This window comes from Anabaena sp. UHCC 0187, assembly GCF_009712035.1.
Classification (GTDB): Bacteria; Cyanobacteriota; Cyanobacteriia; order Cyanobacteriales; family Nostocaceae; genus Dolichospermum.
Genome location: NZ_VILB01000014.1, coordinates 267,885 through 286,044 on the forward strand (window position 1 = coordinate 267,885; position 18,160 = coordinate 286,044).

Here is an 18,160-nt window from a genome sequence, read left to right on the forward strand (position 1 = left end):
AAGTGTTACATATTTTGCCTTGTTGTTTTGCCAAAAAAACGATCAACTCAAACCATATTTGTGAACCGACAAATAACATACCTAACTCATCATTGACAACAGGCCAAAAGATGGATGGAGTATAAAGGTTATTAGGATAAAAAAAACAAAGAAGACATCAGGAAATTCTGATTGATAAACTGTCAAAAACACAACTATTTCAGCTAATATACATGAACCAATCTGCGAAACGTTACTCACCGCTCCAAGCTGCCATGATTGGTGGAGCGATCGCCACAACTGCTACTATATCTGTATTTGGTCAAGCTTTGACACGCTCCGTTCATGCGGCTTTACAAGACAGTCCGAAAGCGTTAGTTGACCAAGTTTGGCAGTTGGTGAATCGTGAATATGTTGATGGTAAATTTAATCAACAAGATTGGCAAGCAATCAGGCAGAGCTTATTAAGTAAAGACTATACTTCTAAAGATGAAGCCTACGTAGCGATCCGCGAAGCTTTGCAAAAGCTAGGCGATCCCTATACCCGGTTTATGAACCCCAAGCAATACGAATCCCTGACTAGCCAAACATCTGGGGAAGTGTCCGGGATTGGTATTCGGATGCAAGTCAACGAAAAAACCAAGCGTCTCACTGTTGTAGAAGCTATAGAAAATTCTCCAGCCCTAAAAGCCGGACTCAAATCCGGTGATGAGATTTTGGCAATTGATGGTAAATCGGCTCTGAAAATGTCAGTCGAAGATGCCTCAAAATTAATTCGTGGTCGAGTCGGTACTTCTGTTAGCTTGGATCTGGAACGACCAGGTAACAAATTTAACATCAAACTCACAAGGGCGACAATAGAAGTTCCCACAGTTCGGTATACCCTCAAACAAGAAGCTGGTCGGAAAGTTGGGTATATTAGATTACAAGAATTTAGCTCCCACGCCGCTGATCAAATGCGTGTAGCTATTCGTAACTTGAACAACCAAAAAGTTGATTCCTACGTTTTAGACTTGCGCGGTAATCCTGGTGGTTTGTTGAATGCGAGTATAGAAATTGCGAGAATGTGGCTAGATGATGGTCATATCGTCAAAACCGTAGACCGCAAAGGATCAAGCGCCCAAACAAAAGCTAACCGTACAGCTATTACCAAATTACCTTTAGCAATTTTAGTTGATGGTAATTCTGCTAGTGCTAGTGAAATCCTCACCGGCGCACTCAAAGACAATAAGCGGGCTGTGGTTGTTGGTAGTCAAACCTTTGGTAAGGCTTTGGTACAGTCAGTCCATGAACTAGGAGATGGTTCCGGTTTAGCTGTGACTATTGCTCATTATTACACACCCAACGGTACAGACATCAACCATAAAGGGATTGTACCGGATATCAAGTTAGATTTGACACAAACTCAGGAACGCCAATTGGCTTCTAATCCAAATTTAATCGGGACAAATAGTGATCCCCAATATGCTCGCGCTATTGCTGTTCTTTCTAATGGCAAATTAGCACAAACCGTGAAAAGTCAAAATTCCCAGTCTGTTAGTGTCAGCGCTAAAGACTTGAAATTTTAGGATTTGAGGTTTAATTCCATCCTTTGGGGTGGGATTAAATTTAATTTTCAGTTATTAGTTATTTTTCTTAGCACTGCATCTGAGATGATAAATTCCCCAGCAATTGATATAACCACTGATAACCTGTTTACACCCAAGGTATCAGTGGTTATTCCTATTTATAATGGTGAAGCAGATTTACCAGAATTGCTCAATTGTCTATTTTCCCAAACTTATCCACAAGACAAAGTAGAATATTTATTAGTAGATAATCATAGCAGCGATCGCACTCTGGCCATTCTCAAAACAACCGCTGAAAATTCACCGATTACTATTCAGCCATTAAGTGAAAATAATATTCAAAGTTCCTACGCAGCCCGCAACACAGGAATTAAAGCCGCTACTGGTGAAATTATCGCTTTTACCGATGCTGATTGTCGTCCCCAACCTCAATGGTTAAATACATTAATTCAACCTTTTATAAATTCAGACGTGGTAATTGTTGCTGGTGAAATTGTAGCATTACCAGGTACAAGTTTATTAGAACAATTCGCCGATAAACAAGAAACCTTATCTCAAAAACATACTCTTGCTCATAAATTTTGTTCCTATGGACAAACTGCAAATTTAGCAATTCGTCGTCAAGTTTTCAACACTTCAGGTTTATTTCGTCCCTATCTGACAACAGGAGGAGATGCGGATATTTGTTGGCGAATTCTCAAAGCTAATTTAGGTAAATTAGAATTTGCTCCCAATGCGATTGTTCAGCACCGTCACCGCGTCACTATTAAAGAATTAGCCAGTCAATGGCGACGTTATGGGCGTTCTAATCGTTATTTACATGAATTGCATGGGGTTGAATTAATGCGCGAGTTCACAGCAAAAGAGTACCGCTATCGTGTGTTACGTTGGTTATTCAAAGAATTACCAAAAACAACTATTAAAAATATTGTTGGTAAAGCCAGTTTTGTGGATTTATTAGATACTCCCATTGGATTATTTACTGCTAATGCGCGTTCTCAAGGACAAAGAAATGCGAAGTTACCAGAAAATGCCAAAATTATTGAATGGTTCAACGACACATCCCTTTAAAATTGGATTTTCTGTATATTCTTTTCTCAGAAATTGCGTCAAGCAAATCGAAAAAGTCTTTATGCAGTGCTATGCTATTCTCTATCTACCTCCAATCAAACGATTAAATTGAAGACCCTTCGGAGAGCTAATTTTTAGCATCCGTTCTGGAATGTCATGAGTAACCGTTATTTCCTCACGCGTTGGTCTCTTATGAATGTTGATATTTCTGATAGTGACGAAACGATAAACATAACTGTCGAGGAATGTCGGTTGCGCCCAAAACTCTTTGCCAATTTTCTGACAATAGGTGACAAAACACTTTGCACCTTTAAGTTGCTCAATAATTTTCTTCTCTGTGCTTGTCGTTGTCTTCGCCTTCATCTCAATGCAAAGAATAACCTTTTTCGTGTCAGTATCGGCAACGATGACAAAATCTGCACGTTTACATTCACCTTTTGAGCCAATAAACACTGTATCTGGTGACTTAAACTCATCTGCCTTGATGATAATGACCTCATCATTATGGGGCATTCCATGAATTGTTACGAAACAGTCGGGGAGATCAGGCTCTGTCAGTGTAACCAAATTTTTGCCGTTTTTCTTTTCCAATGGAACTGTAGCGATTTCCTTGATCATCTGTTTGAGGATAGCAATATCAGACATTAATCCTCACCCCAAACAATTGCTTCCTGAATCCGATTCATTGTTTCAATAGTTTTATCAAAACTGCGGGCTTCAATACCCAGTTCTGGGTTGATATCCGCTGGTATCAGAGTTTGGCCTTTAGTTCTTTTTGTCTTCCCCCCTACTGTTGTTCCTGTTGTAAACGCCTCTTCAGCGATATAGACTTTGATTTTTTCAGAAGAAATTAGTTCTTCTAAACGATAACCTTCTTGTTCAGCAATTCGCTTGAGATGAGGTTTATCATGATTGAGCATGATCAACGTATTCAGTTCTTTAATAATGTAATCACTGTGGGTAGTGATAAAAACCTTAATCCCCAAGTTAACCAGTCGGGCAAAAAGCCGCGCAACGCGGCGTTGATTTTCAGGGTGGAGGTTCAATTCAGGTTCATCTACCATGAATAAATCACCTGGTTGAGCTTCGTGTCTTAGGTAAAAGCCGATATCCAGTAAAGAACGCACGGCGCTGGAACTTTCATCCATAGAAAGCTTAACCCGTTTACCCTTTGGCTGATAATAAAGCTCATCATTGCGAGTTACGGTGTAATCACCGCCGATAATGTCAGCGAAATCTGCCAGTACATCAGGATGATGTTCAGCAACAAAACTGCTTTTTTTGACAATAGTTTCAAGTTGCCGGATAAAATCTACATTCGTCTTTATTGGTAGAGCATAATCTCCATAATCTTTAAGTAGAAGTTCCATTCGATCAATATTTTGTCCAGCCTGACCTATTTCTTCAAATAAGCGATTGCGGTCAAAATTCAAGTCTTTCCGAAAAATAGCTGCTCCTGTTCGTTCGCTACTGGCGATGAAAGGGCGAGGGAAAAGCGGATCAAATATAATATCTTTGAGAGCGTCGCCAATAATGCGCTTAAGGATGTCCGTGGGTATTTTTACTTTCTCTTTCTCAATCAGCAGAGTAACAACTAATTCTGTGCTTTCTTCACTTTTAGTAATAGAGAAAAGTGATACTTCACCAGAGCCAATTTTCAGATCAAATCTCTTTGATAAACGGATACTTTTTGTGTCTAGGCTTACTTGAAATTCTGATTCTTTGAATCGTTCAGCCGATGCGGCAAAAATCTTTGGTAATTCCTGGGTATATGTCTGACAACCTTGAAAAACAATTTGCTCAACTTGATTGACATATTCTTGTATATCAAGACAAATTACTCCGTCAGCAAGGAGTTGCTCAATCTTATTGTCGTTGATTTTCAGCGAAAATATCTTGCGCCAAGTATATAAAAAACCGAATAACGCGTAAGTGGCGTAAGTTTTACCTGTATTGTTGTAACCACAAATGATTGTCAGTTCACCAAGTGTAAATTCTGCTTGTTTTAAAGCACCAAGATTTTTAACTTTAATTTTCATTAGTTTATATATAATTTATCTACGTTGGAAAAATGGGATTGTCGGCATTTTATTCCCTGATATCCAGAATTTTTTTTAGCTAATATCTTCATAATATCAGTTCTTAACAGCAGCGATTGAATGACTCTTCCCTGTAATCCCTCCAATCTCCCCCTTTCCCAGTAGCCAAGACCAACCAAATTTCGCTACATTAGGAAAATGTACACCTAATAGGAATTTTCAATGTCAGCACAACTGTTACTGGTAGATGACGAACCGGGATTGCGGGAAGCCGTGAAAGAATATTTACAAGAAAGCGGTTTTAGGGTTCAAACTGCCAGTAACGCCCGTGAAGGTTGGGACTGGATGCAAGAGAACACCGCCGATTTAGTCATTTCTGATATTATGATGCCCCAGGTGGATGGCTATCAGTTCCTGAAACAAATGCGAGATGACCCCCGTTTTCAAGCTTTACCAGTGGTATTTTTAACCGCTAAAGGGATGACAGGCGATCGCATCCAAGGCTATCATGCCGGAGTTGACGCATATCTACCTAAGCCCTTCGATCCTGATGAATTAGTCGCCATAGTTGAAAACTTACTCGCACGTCGCAGCGCCCAAACCCCCTCCACCGGGGAAAACAGCGAAACCCCAAATCTTGCCGATTTGGCGAATCAAATCGCTCAAATTAGAATATTATTAACTCATCGCAGTGCCATATCCCAAACTCCAGCCCCGTTTAAAATAGATTTGACCCCTAGAGAGCAAAGTGTTTTAAATTTGGTAGCAGAAGGATTAATGAACAAAGAAATTGCCCGTCGTTTAGAAACAAGCGTCCGCAACGTCGAAAAATATGTGAGTCGTTTATTTAGTAAAACTGGTACTAATAGTCGCACAGAGTTAGTTCGTTTTGCCCTAGAACATGGACTAGCTAAGTGAACTACTCGCACTGGTAATAATTAAGGTTAATTAGTAGAAAAATGGTAAAATGCACCCGGCTAATTTTGCTGCTAAAATAGTAACTTATGTTACAGATTTTTACTTGTAATTTTCCCAGCTTGCTGGCATTGAGACAAAAATGCTGTAGACGTGACTTTACGTTTACAAGCAAACTCATTATTAGGAAAAACAGGTAGAAGCAGACTTTCAAAACTTCATCTTGGAAACGCAAAACTACACTGATGACTATTGAATAGTATCAGCGAAATTCCGTAAACGCATTAGTTGGCGACGCATTTGCGGAGAGGCTTTAAATTCGGAAATCTCCTGAGCCTTAACAGATGCTTGCAAGGTTTCTAAGAAATCATCAGATCCTTCGGTTAAAGCCTCTAGTAATACTTGTAACAGTTGGTCACGATCACTTAACAAACTCTTTTCCTCAATCAGACGGAATTTGAGGTGGATTTCACACTCATAAACACCTACTTCGGGGTTATTGATTTGACGTGGTAATGCTTTGGAGTTCATAGTTTTGAGGATTCCTTTACTTAGTGGTCATACAGGTGCGGGACTAAATCTCCAGAAAAATTCCTTATAGTTTCCTTATACTTTTCTGAATCCAAGGTTTTTGAAGATAAGAATTTTTCTCATCCATAAAACTGGCATTCTATTTTACTCCCCCTGTATTTTTTCAATTAGATTTTACTGTTTTTTGATGTTTCTTTACTAGTTATGGCATATGCAAGCCATAAACTATTATTCAGTTTTTAAGATGTCATACCATGAAGTTTTTGTAAAAAATTGATTAGACCTTGTTAAAGGTTTTTACATCAACTTGTTCAAAACGTCAAGAAATATTATTTTTTTTACTATTTCCGCGTGATAATACTTAAGCATTTGCACTGAAGACGCTCCTTTGATAAATGCAATCTATAATTGTAGAAAAATTCACTAACTGGAGAAAACTTCAGTAAAGTCACTACAATATATGTATAGTTACATGAAAAAAAATCATAATCAGTAAAAAAATCAGAAAATTTTTGGTGAATAATCACATACATGGGTAAAAATCACTGCAAAAAAGCCTGATAGCGGTGCAGGGAAAAGACAAGTACGCGTTAAAATCAGATAATAATTTTCTCTACACCCCTAGACTCCTACACCTCCACACCCCTATTTTCCTAAAACTTCATACCCCAGATTTTAGACTTTAGCCTTCATTTCTGCTATATGCTCAAACATAGCAGTTAAAATAATTGCAGTGTAATTCAGCTAAACTCTTACACCCAAATTTATGGATAACCTGATGCTGCTCAAGTCCACAACCCGTCATATTCGCATTTTTGCAGCGGAAATGGACAAAGATGAACTAATTCCGAGTAATCATGTCTTGACATTAGATATTGATCCAGACAACGAATTCAATTGGAATGAAGATGCTTTGCAAAAAGTTTATCGCCAGTTTGATCAACTGGTAGAAGCGTCTAGTGGCGTGGATCTAACAGACTATAACTTACGTCGTATTGGTTCAGACTTGGAGCATTATCTGCGATCGCTTCTACAAAAAGGCGAAATTAGCTACAATCTCTCCAGTCGCGTGACTAATTACAGCATGGGACTACCTCAAGTTGCAGTTGTAGAGAATCAATAAACTGACTACATACAGCAGGATTTAGGAGTCAGAAGTCAGGAGTAAAACCCAATTTATCCTTGATTTTTGATAAAGATTTTGGACTTTATTTACTTGGAATCTGCTGTATCTATCTAACCCTGGCGAATTATATTCGCCGGGTATGTCAAGTTTTAGTGACAGCTTAAGAATTAGTTCTGCTATGGCTACATATTCCCACAACAATAAAAGTTATGATGAGGCTGTGGGTTGCCAAAAATATGCGCGGTATCAAATGCCGCTCCCAAATACTGTTGAAGAAAATGCCAATTGCTGATCGGTGGGAAAACTATGGAAAATGATGCGGTAACGCTCTGCTGCCCAAATGAATATTGTCAATCTGCTAATCCCCTCACCCATAACTTTTGCCAGCAGTGTTCCACACCCTTACCGAAGCGTTATCTCTGGGCTGTGGGAGATGATCTCAACCATTGTCATCCTGGAGATATTTTAGCCGATGCCTGCGGCGTGGGAAACTATCGCTATTTAGTTATTAATAAATCCATCCTTTTAGATCTCAAACCTGGTTTATTGCCCCAAATACCTGAGTTAGATAATTTAGAAAAAATTAGACCTTACCTGAAACTAATTCCCTATCGTCTCCATATACCGCAAGTTTATGGAGTCCTAAATTTAAGCAATCAGCAAACCCAAACAGAAATATTACTATTAGAAAGACCACCATTATTAACTGATGCAACCATCACTAAAGCAAATTTATGTAGTAGTTTAGATACTGTTTGGAGTGAAGCTTCATCAATCCGTCAAATCCATTGGCTGTGGCAATTAGCTAATTTATGGCAACCTTTAGCCCTAGAAGGAGTAGCATCTAGCCTTCTAGACCCCTATGTATTAAGAGTGGAAGGGGCATTGATTCGCTTACTAGAATTGCGTTTTGATGGAGAAAAATCCCCTAAATTATCTCAATTAGGAGAATTTTGGCAGCAACTGCTCAAAAATGCTCAACCAAATATTGCCTCATTTCTTCAACAAGTGTGTGAGTTTCTCATCCAGGGCGAAATTAACTCATCTGAACAATTAATTAAAGTTTTAGATCAAGGATTAAACCAATTAGAAAGATTCCAAACAACCACTATTAAAATCTATACAAAAACAGACTCAGGGCCAAGCCGCCCACGCAATGAAGATGCCTGTTACCCCCCTAGCGATACTTTAATCAGTAAACCGCCCCAGCATAGTGCCATAGCAATTGTCTGTGATGGCATTGGTGGACATGAGGGCGGCAATGTGGCCTCTAACCTAGCAATTGAAACTATTCAGCAACAAGTTCAAGGACTGACTTCAGTTCCCTCCGAAAACATAGATCCCTCACTGCTACTTTCTGACTTAGAAGGAGCAGTAGCAGTTGTTAACGATAAAATCAGCCAGCGCAACGATAGCGAACACCGCCAAGGGCGACAGCGCATGGGAACAACCATCGTCATGGCTTTACCGATTGCCCACGAAATGTATATTACCCATGTTGGTGATAGTCGTGCCTACTGGATTACTCGCCATAACTGTTATCAAGTTACTTTAGATGATGATGTTGCTTCCCGCGAAGTTCGTTTAGGTTATGCTCTTTACCGGGAAGCATTGCAACACAGTGGTTCTGGCTCATTAGTTCAAGCCTTGGGAATGAGTAAAAGTACCTCACTGCATCCCACATCTCAACGCTTTATTATTGACGAAGATGCGGTTTTCTTACTCACATCTGATGGTTTGAGTGATTTTGACCGAGTAGAAGAATGTTGGGAAACAGAAATATTACCCATTCTTTCCGGGAAAACAAGTATAGAAAATGTTGCCCAAAGACTAATAGAAATTGCCAATACTAAAAATGGACATGATAATGTCACCATTGCTTTAGTACATTATCAGGTCAAATACTCAGAACCAGATATCACAATTACAGCAGATATTTCTAACCTTTTACCCAGCACACAATTAGATCCATTAGATCATCCGGTGAATGACGAGAGTTTGATTAATAATCAGAAAACTCAAGTCATTACGGAAAACAAGACTAGCAAACTTGCCCCAGTCCCACTCCAGTTGGTGATTATTTTAGGATTAACGTTATTAGCTGGTTTATTGGGATATTGGTTTAAACTGCAACTCAAATCACCAACAATAATTTCATCTCCGTCCCCATTTTCTAGTCAACCACCAACTGCGGCTACAGAAAGAACTTTAGAAAATCTCTCAACTACATGGGTAATTCAAGCAAATAGTTCTATAAATATAAATAATCAAACTTTTCCTGCTCAAAGTTTTTTCCAAGTTATAGAGAAAAAAACTAATCCTAATGCTGCGGATAATCCAGAAGTGCGTTTGCGTCTCTGTCAAAAATCTAATTCCGTAGCACAAACTCCAAAAACAGTCGAGTTGAACTTTTCTCAACTGCAAGATTTGGATATCTCTATTTTGCCATCAGATCAACCTAGTCCCTGTGAATAGGCAATAGCAACAAATAGGAATTTTACCAATCAACAAACTCGCTAAATTGTAAAAAACCTGAAATAATACAGATAATAATCATAATAAACAACAGCAAAAATACTTGCTTGTCGAAATTTCTGCCTAGAATATCTGTATCTGTGTTTTGAACGTTTAGTTTCCACCAATCCATGTCCAGCCCGAATTTGGCGATGCCTACGGCGAGTATAGCTATCGCCCGTCTAGTAAATACTGGCACAGATAACTTCGCCATTTGGGTAGTTAAAGCACCCTATCCTAGTGGCTATGTTCTCCGTGATTGTGTTTTCTCCGCTGAACTTAATCAAGTTTGGCGAGAATGGCAGCAAATGTTTGCTGGTCATAGTCCTTTGGATATTACTTCCTTGCCAACTTCTCCATCAGCTACCTTACCCTTAGCTGTAATTTCATCGGCTCAAGGTCAAAGTAAAAGTCCTTATAGTAGCCGTCTGATGCAATCCTTGGGCATCAATTTATGGCGGTGGATATTTGATGGGGCGATTCTGGGTAGTTGGGAACGGAGTCGCGGTATGGCCATGGGTCAACAGACTCAATTACGCTTTCGGTTAGAAATTCGTGATCCTGATCTGATTGCCTTACCTTGGGAAATTATGCAGCCGGAAGCTGGACAATCAGCCATATCTCTTTCCCAAGATGTTTTATTTAGTCGTACCATCAGTGAAGTTGAACCCTTGCCAGAATTGCGAACTGACCGGGCTTTAAGTATTTTGTTGGTGTTAGGACATGATCATAAATTACAACTAGATCAGGAAGCATCCTTACTGAAAAAAACATTGTTAGAAGGTCGTGGTGGGGGCAAAACCAATTCGGGATATGCACCTTGTACGGTGAAAACACTCTTGCAACCGACAGCACAAGAGTTAATTCAGGAGTTAGAAACCAAGGCTTATAATGTTTTCTTTTATGCCGGACATGGAGTACCAGACCCGGATGGAGGCTTATTATTTTTAGGAAATGGATTCAACATTAATGGGATAGAATTAGCTCAAGTCTTAACTCGTACAGGTGTCAAACTTGCAGTTTTTAACGCCTGTTGGGGGGCGCAACCAGCGGCAATTAATCACCAAGCTATACTTGCTAGTAGTTTGGCAGAAGTGCTAATTCGCCATGGTGTACCGGCTGTGTTAGGGATGCGTGATGAAGTTGCTGATGCAGAAAGTCATAGTTTTATTCAAACTTTTGCGTCAAGCTTGCGATCGCGTAAATCAATTGATGAAGCGGTAGCAGCAGCCAGGCAAGAACTGTTAACACTGTATAAATTCAATCAACCAGCTTGGACATTGCCAGTTCTCTACCTCCATCCTGATTTTGATGGAGAACTGATTAAAAGCGTAGATGAAGGCATTACAGAACTACCAGATCCGGCAATTTTTGGCATAGATACCCCTGTAAATACAGCTTATGTGCGATCGCTCTCACCAGGAGGGAAAACTTGGTTGTTACGTTCTGGTGTTACCCGTATCGGTCGCACGAAAGATAATGATATTGTCATCCCCGAAATTTATATTTCCAAACGGCACGCGGAAATTTTATGTCGAAATACTCTCAATGAAACTACATCTAGTACAACTTATTACCTGCAAGATTTCTCTACCTATGGAACTACCTGGTATTTAAGCCCCAACGGTTGGCAACAAATTCTGCGGGAAGAAGTAGCTTTAGTATCGGGAATGCAGTTTATGTTTGGGAGTTCTAAAGGTGAAATTTGGGAATTTATTCGGGAAGAATACAGCAGCAATGATGCAGATCCTTGAGTTAATTATTTTACGGAAATCTAATTCTTCAGGTTGTAGCTGTCAATAAGACCAATGAAATAATAGTGAGAGAAAAATGAAAAATCCAATTAACGACTTAAATACTTTAAATATTCTCCCATCGAATATAGATTTAGAATTCCTAGAAACATTACTAGAACCTGAAGATACTACTTATCCCTGGAATCTGGCTGATGAAGCCTCAGACGCTTATTTTCATCATCTAGAACTACAGTTTGGTTTACAGGATTTCTTAGACGCAGAACCAATGACAAGTTCAGAGAATTTTTACCACAATCTAGATATAATTTGGGATCAAGTTCCTGTTTTTGAACATCATAATATTAGTAAAAATACAGTTAATTATCTTCAGAAAGCTTTGCAAAATGCTTTTTCGGTTATCCCTGGAGTTTTGCTGACTGCTATCGCTGAAAAAGCTTCTGAAGTCTTTATTCTTGAACAATCAGCCAGTGAGAAACTAGTGGAATGTGTGCAATCTTTATTACCCAGTTGGGAAGTAGATGATTTATTAGTTTTAGCTCGTCCTTTTGCCTACTCTATGCGAAGTAACGAACCACATACATTAACATCTATAATCAGAGATTTTGAACATCGAGATTGGGCAAGTTTATCAGAAATAGAACAAGCAAAAGTTAGTTTAGCGATCGCTGATTATGCCCTCCAATATCTCTCTAAATGTGATTCTCAACCCTAGTTTTTATTTGAATCAGGATGTACAGGATTTAATAAATTTCTTAATCCTGTTCATCCTTTGATCCAGAGTATCCTGATTTAGACAATTTAATTTTGAACATCCTGGATAAATTGCTGATCATAAAAAGCTAATTCAAAGGATTGTACTTTAAGAGTAACTTATCTAAAAGCTTACGTTCATAAGTAGTTAAATCTGGTGCTGAAGCTGTGAATTCTTCTACTTTCTCGTAAATCATATCTGGTTCAAATCTTTCTATATCATCTTGAAGTTGATCGTATATTTCCTGAAGAGTAAATTCAGTTGCTAAAGCCAAAGCAATTTGTTTACGATCTTTACCTAGTAATTGAGTTTTTAACTGAGTTTGCAAATGATAATGACCTTGAGAATTTTTGGCTAATATATCAAGGGAAAGAGATAAAAGCAAAGTTTTATAGGCTTCTTCTAACTCTCTATTTGCACCTATTTCCTCTGGAACTAAATCGGGAATATGATCTTCATTCTCGATTTTTTCACTTTGACTCTGTTCATAACAGTGACGATAAAATTCAATTTGACTGAGAAAATAAGCAGGAAAGCCTAAATGACGAGTCAATAAACATAATCTTTGTTCATCTTCAACTACTAAAGTAGTTAAACTCCGATGAAAACGACTATAAAAACTAATCATTTCTTCTTTATCTTTAGCACCTACCCAAAGATTAATTTCTTTTTGAGAAGCAGAATTTAAGTTAGTTTCAATATCCTGAAGTCTCACCAATAATTTAGAACTATCATAAAGTTGATTTAATCGTTGAGTGCGCGTGTTTTCGGGAATTATATCTGCTTGTTTTAATAATTCTCCAATTGACAAATTACTCAAATTATCAAATTCCTGTCTAGCAAAGGATATCAGTTGATTTTGAAATTCTGCGGCTGATATTTGCCAAGATTGAGAACGGCTGATTTGTTCCTGTGTGAATTTATTCGTTGGTAAATTTGATAATACATAATAATCATCAATATCTTTGTTAGTTAATACAGTCAGTCTAATATCAGAGAAATAAGTATTAGCTTGCTCTCGTTGAGTTAATAAATCGTTGTGAATTTGCGAAAAATTACTGATGGTTTGGCGTAACTTTTCTCCATATTGTTTTGCTGTTTTAATTAAATAATTTAAGGTTTCAAGGCGAAGATTTTGGGCATAAAGATCATATTCTAATTTTAATTGTTCATTATAGCTACGACGCAATTCTACCGCATTAGCTTTTAAACTACTTTCTAAGCTTTTAATTCTTTTCTTAATCTGTTGGATAGGTTCGCGGATAGTAGAACTATACTTAATCCAAATTGTACCCAAGTAAGTCAATACAGCTATAAATATCCACAATAAATAATTAACTAAGTTCCCCCAAAAATGTTTTAATAAAAGCCATAGTATTGATTGACTGAAAATACCCAATAAAACAACTAAACCTACAAGGATAAGTAAAACTAAAGTAGGATAAACAATCAAATACTTATTCCGAAATTCAGTTTCTTTTGTGAGTATTTGGTCGAGTTTATCTGTAGCAGTTTCAATTTCCTTTTCTAAAAAGTTTAGCTGCTTTTCTACGCTGTCAATATTTTGTTTTACTTGATCACGAGCGCGTTCAACTGCTGTAATCCGAATTTGACGAGCTTGTTCAATTTCTGTATTCACAGCTTGACGATATTCGGAAATTGTATTTTCTAGCTGTTTTTGAGTTGTTTGTAATTCCTCTAACAATTCTGAAGAATTAAGTTCAGCTAAACTTTCTTGTAATTGTTGCCTTTTTCCCCTTAAAGACAAAATTTGATTGAGTAAGTTTTGTGTTTTTTCTCTATTAATCGTTACTTCTAATCGAGAATCAAGAAATCCTTCAATACTACGTAATTCTGTAATCAGATTTTGTGGTTGTTCACTAATCGCATCAGTTTGTAATTCTAAATAAGAATAAGTGAGAATTTGTAATAATTTTACTGATTCATTTAAACCACTAGATGTAGTATCTGCATAATTACTAATTCTGCTATCTAAAAAGGATGTTAATATTGTTTGGACTTCTTTACTACAATTTTCTAGAGTCCGTTTGTATGTAAGTAGTTGTTGATTTTGAAATTGCCGATATGCACGTTGTAATTCTTTTCCGTATTCCTGAGCCATACCAGGACGCATATCAATACGCGGATTAAAATCTTGCCATACGGGTTTACCGTTATCTCGTTCTAATTGTAAAAAAGCATCGCTAAAGTCATCACTTAAAATAAATTCTTTAGCATCTAATAATAACTTACGGTTAGTTTCTGGTGTTGATTCTTGTTGTGGTAAAAACTGCTGTTTCATAATATCAGCAGCTAAGGCAGAACTCAAACGAGTAATCGCTATTTCTACCGGAAAAATTAATTCTCCATAGCCAAAAGAACTATAAGCAGATATTTTACCGCGAACTTTATTTGTCCCAATTAAAACCCCAGCGGTATCTGGTTCAAAGTTGAGAAAACCAACAAAAGCATCTGCATAATTGGATAAATTATCTTTGAGTCCGCCACTTTGTCCATCAATTAACCAGCAATTGTCAAAAAGTAAGCCTTTTTGTTGGTTAGTCATTGTGAAATCAAGTTCTTTGAGAAACCCATAAGCAGCACTATAATCAGAATTATTCGCTGGTGAAAATAAGTCTGGTAACAGTAATATAGCTTCTAGACTGTGGGGAATATCAACAAAGAATTTGCTAAATAACCACCGCAATAAACGAGATAATTCAAAAAATACACCTCTAGAAATCTGCTCTTTCGCTGATAGCATAAAATATATTCTATGCTGGTTGCTGATATCAATTCCTGCTCTTTTAGCAGCGTTTATTTCTGGAGAATTATAGCTGGCTGTGAGTAGTTCAATCAACAAAGATTGTAACTTGCTTGTCGCTTGTTTAAATTGTTTACGAATTTGATTTACAGAGTTTAATTGACTAGAAATTTTTTCTCTGTCGGATTTTTCTGTAGGCATTGACTGTAACTTAGAATTAAAGTCAAAGTTAATACCATCCCAAGTCAAGGTATGAACTTGTAGTAAACTCGCTTGAATTGGGGAATAACGTTCAAGTTGCTTTTGAATAGCTGCACAGAAAACAGCACTATAAGGATCGAGGGCAAAGATAATAGTTGGTTTAGGCATAATGCCAATCTCAAATTATTGAATAAAGGGCTATAAAATTACATCCAAATCTTCGAGGTAGGCTTCAATTTCTTGAATTTCCATTTCTACCTGTTCTTTAATTTGAGCATCAACCTTGTTTTCTTTTAATACTTGCTTGATTTTTTGGATGTAGGCTTCTAACAGCAATTTGGCCTTGTCTTCGTCTGCGTGAGTTATTTCTTCAACTTTATCAGCAATTTCCTTAACTAAAGATGAGTTATTTTTGAAGGCTTTAAATGCTGATTTGCGATCGCTTCCCAATGGTAAAATTTGGCCTTCTAATTTTCTGGCTTGTTCTGTATAAATAGAGTATTGTCTTCTCTGATTGACAATTAATTTATAAGGTTCAGGAACTAAAGCCAAAGCAAACCAACGCAATGCCCCACCGTCCTCTTCTGGGGGAATCAAATTAGGCAGGCTATTCCACTTTCGATCTAGATGTTTAAAGACCTTGTTGGGGTCTAAATAGGCTTGTTCCATATCTCTAACACCGTTAAGAGCAAATAAAGGAATACCTACTTCAACTCTAAATAAAGTCACTTTATGAGCTTCACCCGTGGGGACAAAAGAAGGATTATCTCTGCCTTTTGGCAACCGATTAACTAAGGGAGGATTACTAAAAATAGTATTATTACTTTCCACACCATAATAATAAAATTCAGTTATTAGGTGTTGCTGTTGTACGGGAATTTCTGCTTCTTCGTATTGCCATAAAGGAACTGCTAATTTACCCAATTGTTCCAAATCTTTACCCGCATCTTCGGGATTACTATTTGCTAATACCTCCTCTATTGTCATGGTGGTAAGTGGGCTATAAATCTCATCAACAAATGCCAAAATTTCAGCTTTGATATCTTCGGCTTTTTTATCTGACCAATTCGTTAACGTTTGCGACTTTTCTCGATACCAACGGATAAAATCTTCTCCATTAACTTTCGGTCTTTTTGATTCCAAGTTAACTCGCTGGATAGTATGAATAAAAGGATTATCACTATTACCTTGACGACTTACCTCACTATAACTTTGTTCTAGGTCTTGATAGATTCTGTCTAGGTTAATGCGAATACGTTTACATTTTTCTTGAATTTCCTCTACTTTAGTTCGCAAAATTCCGTAAAGTTCTGCTGCTTTATCACACCGCTTCCAATGTAAATAAAGTCTCCATTTTTGATCAGCCCTTTCTTTAAACCGTTGACAAGCTGCTTGCACATTGTTTTTATTCACAAACCAAGTTTCAGCAACTTCCTTAATTTTTTCTTCCTGTTGTTCTAGTTTTAAGAGATTATATTGATATTGTGCCTCTTGGGATTTTTTCTGGACACTTTGTTGCAACTCATCGAGATTTTTCGCTAATTTGGCGGCAAATTGCCCTGCATAAGCTAAACCATTAGGACGGTTAATTGCTCGCTCGTACCAAGTAGAAACAGCTTCTGTAATGTTCTGTTCTAAGCGATAATGATTAACTCCTAACTCTTGATTAGTCCGTTGTTCCATTTGATCCATCTGCCGCTTATATAATTCCTTAATTGTCGGTAAAGCAGTCCGATCAAAACGCATTTCCCCCATTCTTAACTCAGGCTTAATTTTGCCACCTTGATTACTTGCAATCAAAGATTCTAAAACCGTTACCTCTGCTAATTTAGCATCTTGGAAAAACCGAGTAATTTCACTTTCTAAATCAATACCTTGAGCAGATGCTATCAACTCATTAGCTACAAACTTTTGAGCATCTTCTAGTTTCATGCGCTCATATTGTTGGGTAGGCAAAGTCAAAGCCGCAAACCCAAAACTACAATAATTGATTTTGCGTCCTCGAACTTTTTCTGCTGTTGCTAAATAAGCCCGCAAATTATCAGCCACGTTAGCAGCATCTAAACCGATTTGTGAACCAATTTGAACATATAAACCATCGGCAACTAAGTTTAATAAATCATCAGGACGACCAACTACAGTCCCCTTTTTATTAATCCCATCAATTACAAATACCGTATCAAATGGGGGACGATCAGCTTTAACTTTAAAGCCACCATAATCAATTTCCATTGGATTACTAGGTGAGAGTCCCCAAAGATATTCTATTTCTTTAAGAGCGCCATAGGTATTTGATTTCACCATGTTAGTTTGGGGAAGATTAGCAAATACTCTCGGTAAAACAAATACTCCTGTAATATTAGAAAAAGTATTCAGATATCGCTGCGCTAAAAATGCTATATCTAAAAATGTACCGCTGCCAGTTCCCCCAGCTAAACTGCCAACAATAAAAATTTCGACACCATCACGATTAGAAACTTGAAAGTTATCGGAAAATGCTTGTTTGTTGGTGCGAATTTCACAAACAGCATTGATAGCTTGTCCAATCAAACTATTAATATCACCTACTTTAGCGAATAAAGCCAACCTACCCCTTGCCCGAATTTGTCCAGCACCATTAATAATACCGTGAGCGGGAATTTCCTTCGGCCACCATTCATTAATATGATCATTTCCTACTAGGAGTTTCCCTGGATTAGCAACAGAAATAGGATAGATTTCATTGGGTTCTAAAACTACTGTGTTACCATCTGGTGATTTTTCTCGACTTTGGATATTTTCAGTAGTATCAATGGAAAGAAACCGGATAATTTCTGGGACTGCACCGTAAACATCTATAAAACGCTTTTTCAGTTTTAGCACAACGCCATAACCTGTACCACCTAAACCGATGACAACGGTAGGACGAAAAACAACTGTGGGACGGGACATTGAATCTCCTCTG

The 18,160-nt window shown here is 37.7% G+C and carries 12 protein-coding genes; 7 read left to right on the forward strand and 5 right to left on the reverse strand.

The window, feature by feature from the left end; translation table 11 throughout:
* The first annotated feature begins 212 nt into the window (after nucleotides 1–212).
* Both ctpB and FJR11_RS17715 read left to right on the forward strand, forming a co-directional pair.
* Complete coding sequence (gene ctpB, locus FJR11_RS17710; protein WP_168506020.1) at nucleotides 213–1,547, forward strand: carboxyl-terminal processing protease CtpB; 1,335 nt, start codon at nucleotides 213–215, stop codon at nucleotides 1,545–1,547.
* A gap of 84 nt (nucleotides 1,548–1,631) precedes the next feature.
* The gene (locus FJR11_RS17715) at nucleotides 1,632–2,618 is read left to right on the forward strand and encodes a glycosyltransferase family 2 protein (protein ID WP_168506022.1); all 987 of its coding nucleotides are present in this window, start codon (nucleotides 1,632–1,634) and stop codon (nucleotides 2,616–2,618) included.
* An 81-nt stretch (nucleotides 2,619–2,699) separates the two neighbouring features.
* Here FJR11_RS17715 and FJR11_RS17720 read toward each other — a convergent pair whose 3' ends face one another.
* Both FJR11_RS17720 and FJR11_RS17725 read right to left on the reverse strand, forming a co-directional pair.
* Entirely contained in the window at nucleotides 2,700–3,263 is a 564-nt protein-coding gene (locus FJR11_RS17720) for a hypothetical protein (RefSeq protein ID WP_168506024.1), read from the reverse strand.
* Nucleotides 3,263–4,657: an AAA family ATPase gene (locus tag FJR11_RS17725; protein ID WP_168506026.1), complete on the reverse strand. Its 1,395-nt coding sequence runs from the start codon at nucleotides 4,655–4,657 to the stop codon at nucleotides 3,263–3,265. The genes FJR11_RS17720 and FJR11_RS17725 overlap by 1 nt, the downstream gene beginning before the upstream one ends.
* Nucleotides 4,658–4,879: 222 nt before the next feature.
* On the opposite strand from FJR11_RS17725, the gene FJR11_RS17730 reads away from it, so the two are divergent.
* Entirely contained in the window at nucleotides 4,880–5,575 is a 696-nt protein-coding gene (locus tag FJR11_RS17730) for a response regulator transcription factor (RefSeq protein ID WP_168506028.1), read from the forward strand.
* 246 nt (nucleotides 5,576–5,821) lie between these two features.
* Here the strand turns inward: FJR11_RS17730 and FJR11_RS17735 are convergent, their stop codons facing one another.
* Nucleotides 5,822–6,103 (reverse strand): Npun_R1517 family heterocyst differentiation transcriptional regulator, encoded by a 282-nt coding sequence (locus FJR11_RS17735; RefSeq protein WP_168496733.1) that lies wholly within the window; start codon nucleotides 6,101–6,103, stop codon nucleotides 5,822–5,824.
* 766 nt (nucleotides 6,104–6,869) lie between these two features.
* On the opposite strand from FJR11_RS17735, the gene FJR11_RS17740 reads away from it, so the two are divergent.
* The 4 genes from FJR11_RS17740 (at nucleotide 6,870) to FJR11_RS17755 (ending at nucleotide 12,212) form a co-directional block, all read left to right on the forward strand.
* On the forward strand, nucleotides 6,870–7,226 hold the full coding sequence (locus FJR11_RS17740; RefSeq protein WP_168506030.1) for an NAD(P)H-quinone oxidoreductase subunit M: 357 nt from the start codon (nucleotides 6,870–6,872) through the stop codon (nucleotides 7,224–7,226).
* 309 nt (nucleotides 7,227–7,535) lie between these two features.
* On the forward strand, nucleotides 7,536–9,704 hold the full coding sequence (locus tag FJR11_RS17745) for a PP2C family serine/threonine-protein phosphatase (protein ID WP_168506032.1): 2,169 nt from the start codon (nucleotides 7,536–7,538) through the stop codon (nucleotides 9,702–9,704).
* A 191-nt stretch (nucleotides 9,705–9,895) separates the two neighbouring features.
* Nucleotides 9,896–11,497, forward strand: coding sequence for a CHAT domain-containing protein (locus FJR11_RS17750; RefSeq protein ID WP_168506373.1), 1,602 nt, complete (start codon nucleotides 9,896–9,898; stop codon nucleotides 11,495–11,497).
* Between the two features lie 76 nt (nucleotides 11,498–11,573).
* Nucleotides 11,574–12,212: a hypothetical protein gene (locus FJR11_RS17755; protein WP_168506034.1), complete on the forward strand. Its 639-nt coding sequence runs from the start codon at nucleotides 11,574–11,576 to the stop codon at nucleotides 12,210–12,212.
* Between the two features lie 127 nt (nucleotides 12,213–12,339).
* Here the strand turns inward: FJR11_RS17755 and FJR11_RS17760 are convergent, their stop codons facing one another.
* Both FJR11_RS17760 and FJR11_RS17765 read right to left on the reverse strand, forming a co-directional pair.
* On the reverse strand, nucleotides 12,340–15,384 hold the full coding sequence (locus tag FJR11_RS17760) for a hypothetical protein (RefSeq protein WP_168506036.1): 3,045 nt from the start codon (nucleotides 15,382–15,384) through the stop codon (nucleotides 12,340–12,342).
* 30 nt (nucleotides 15,385–15,414) lie between these two features.
* The gene (locus tag FJR11_RS17765; protein ID WP_168506038.1) at nucleotides 15,415–18,147 is read right to left on the reverse strand and encodes a tubulin-like doman-containing protein; all 2,733 of its coding nucleotides are present in this window, start codon (nucleotides 18,145–18,147) and stop codon (nucleotides 15,415–15,417) included.
* Between the last annotated feature and the right edge of the window lie 13 nt (nucleotides 18,148–18,160).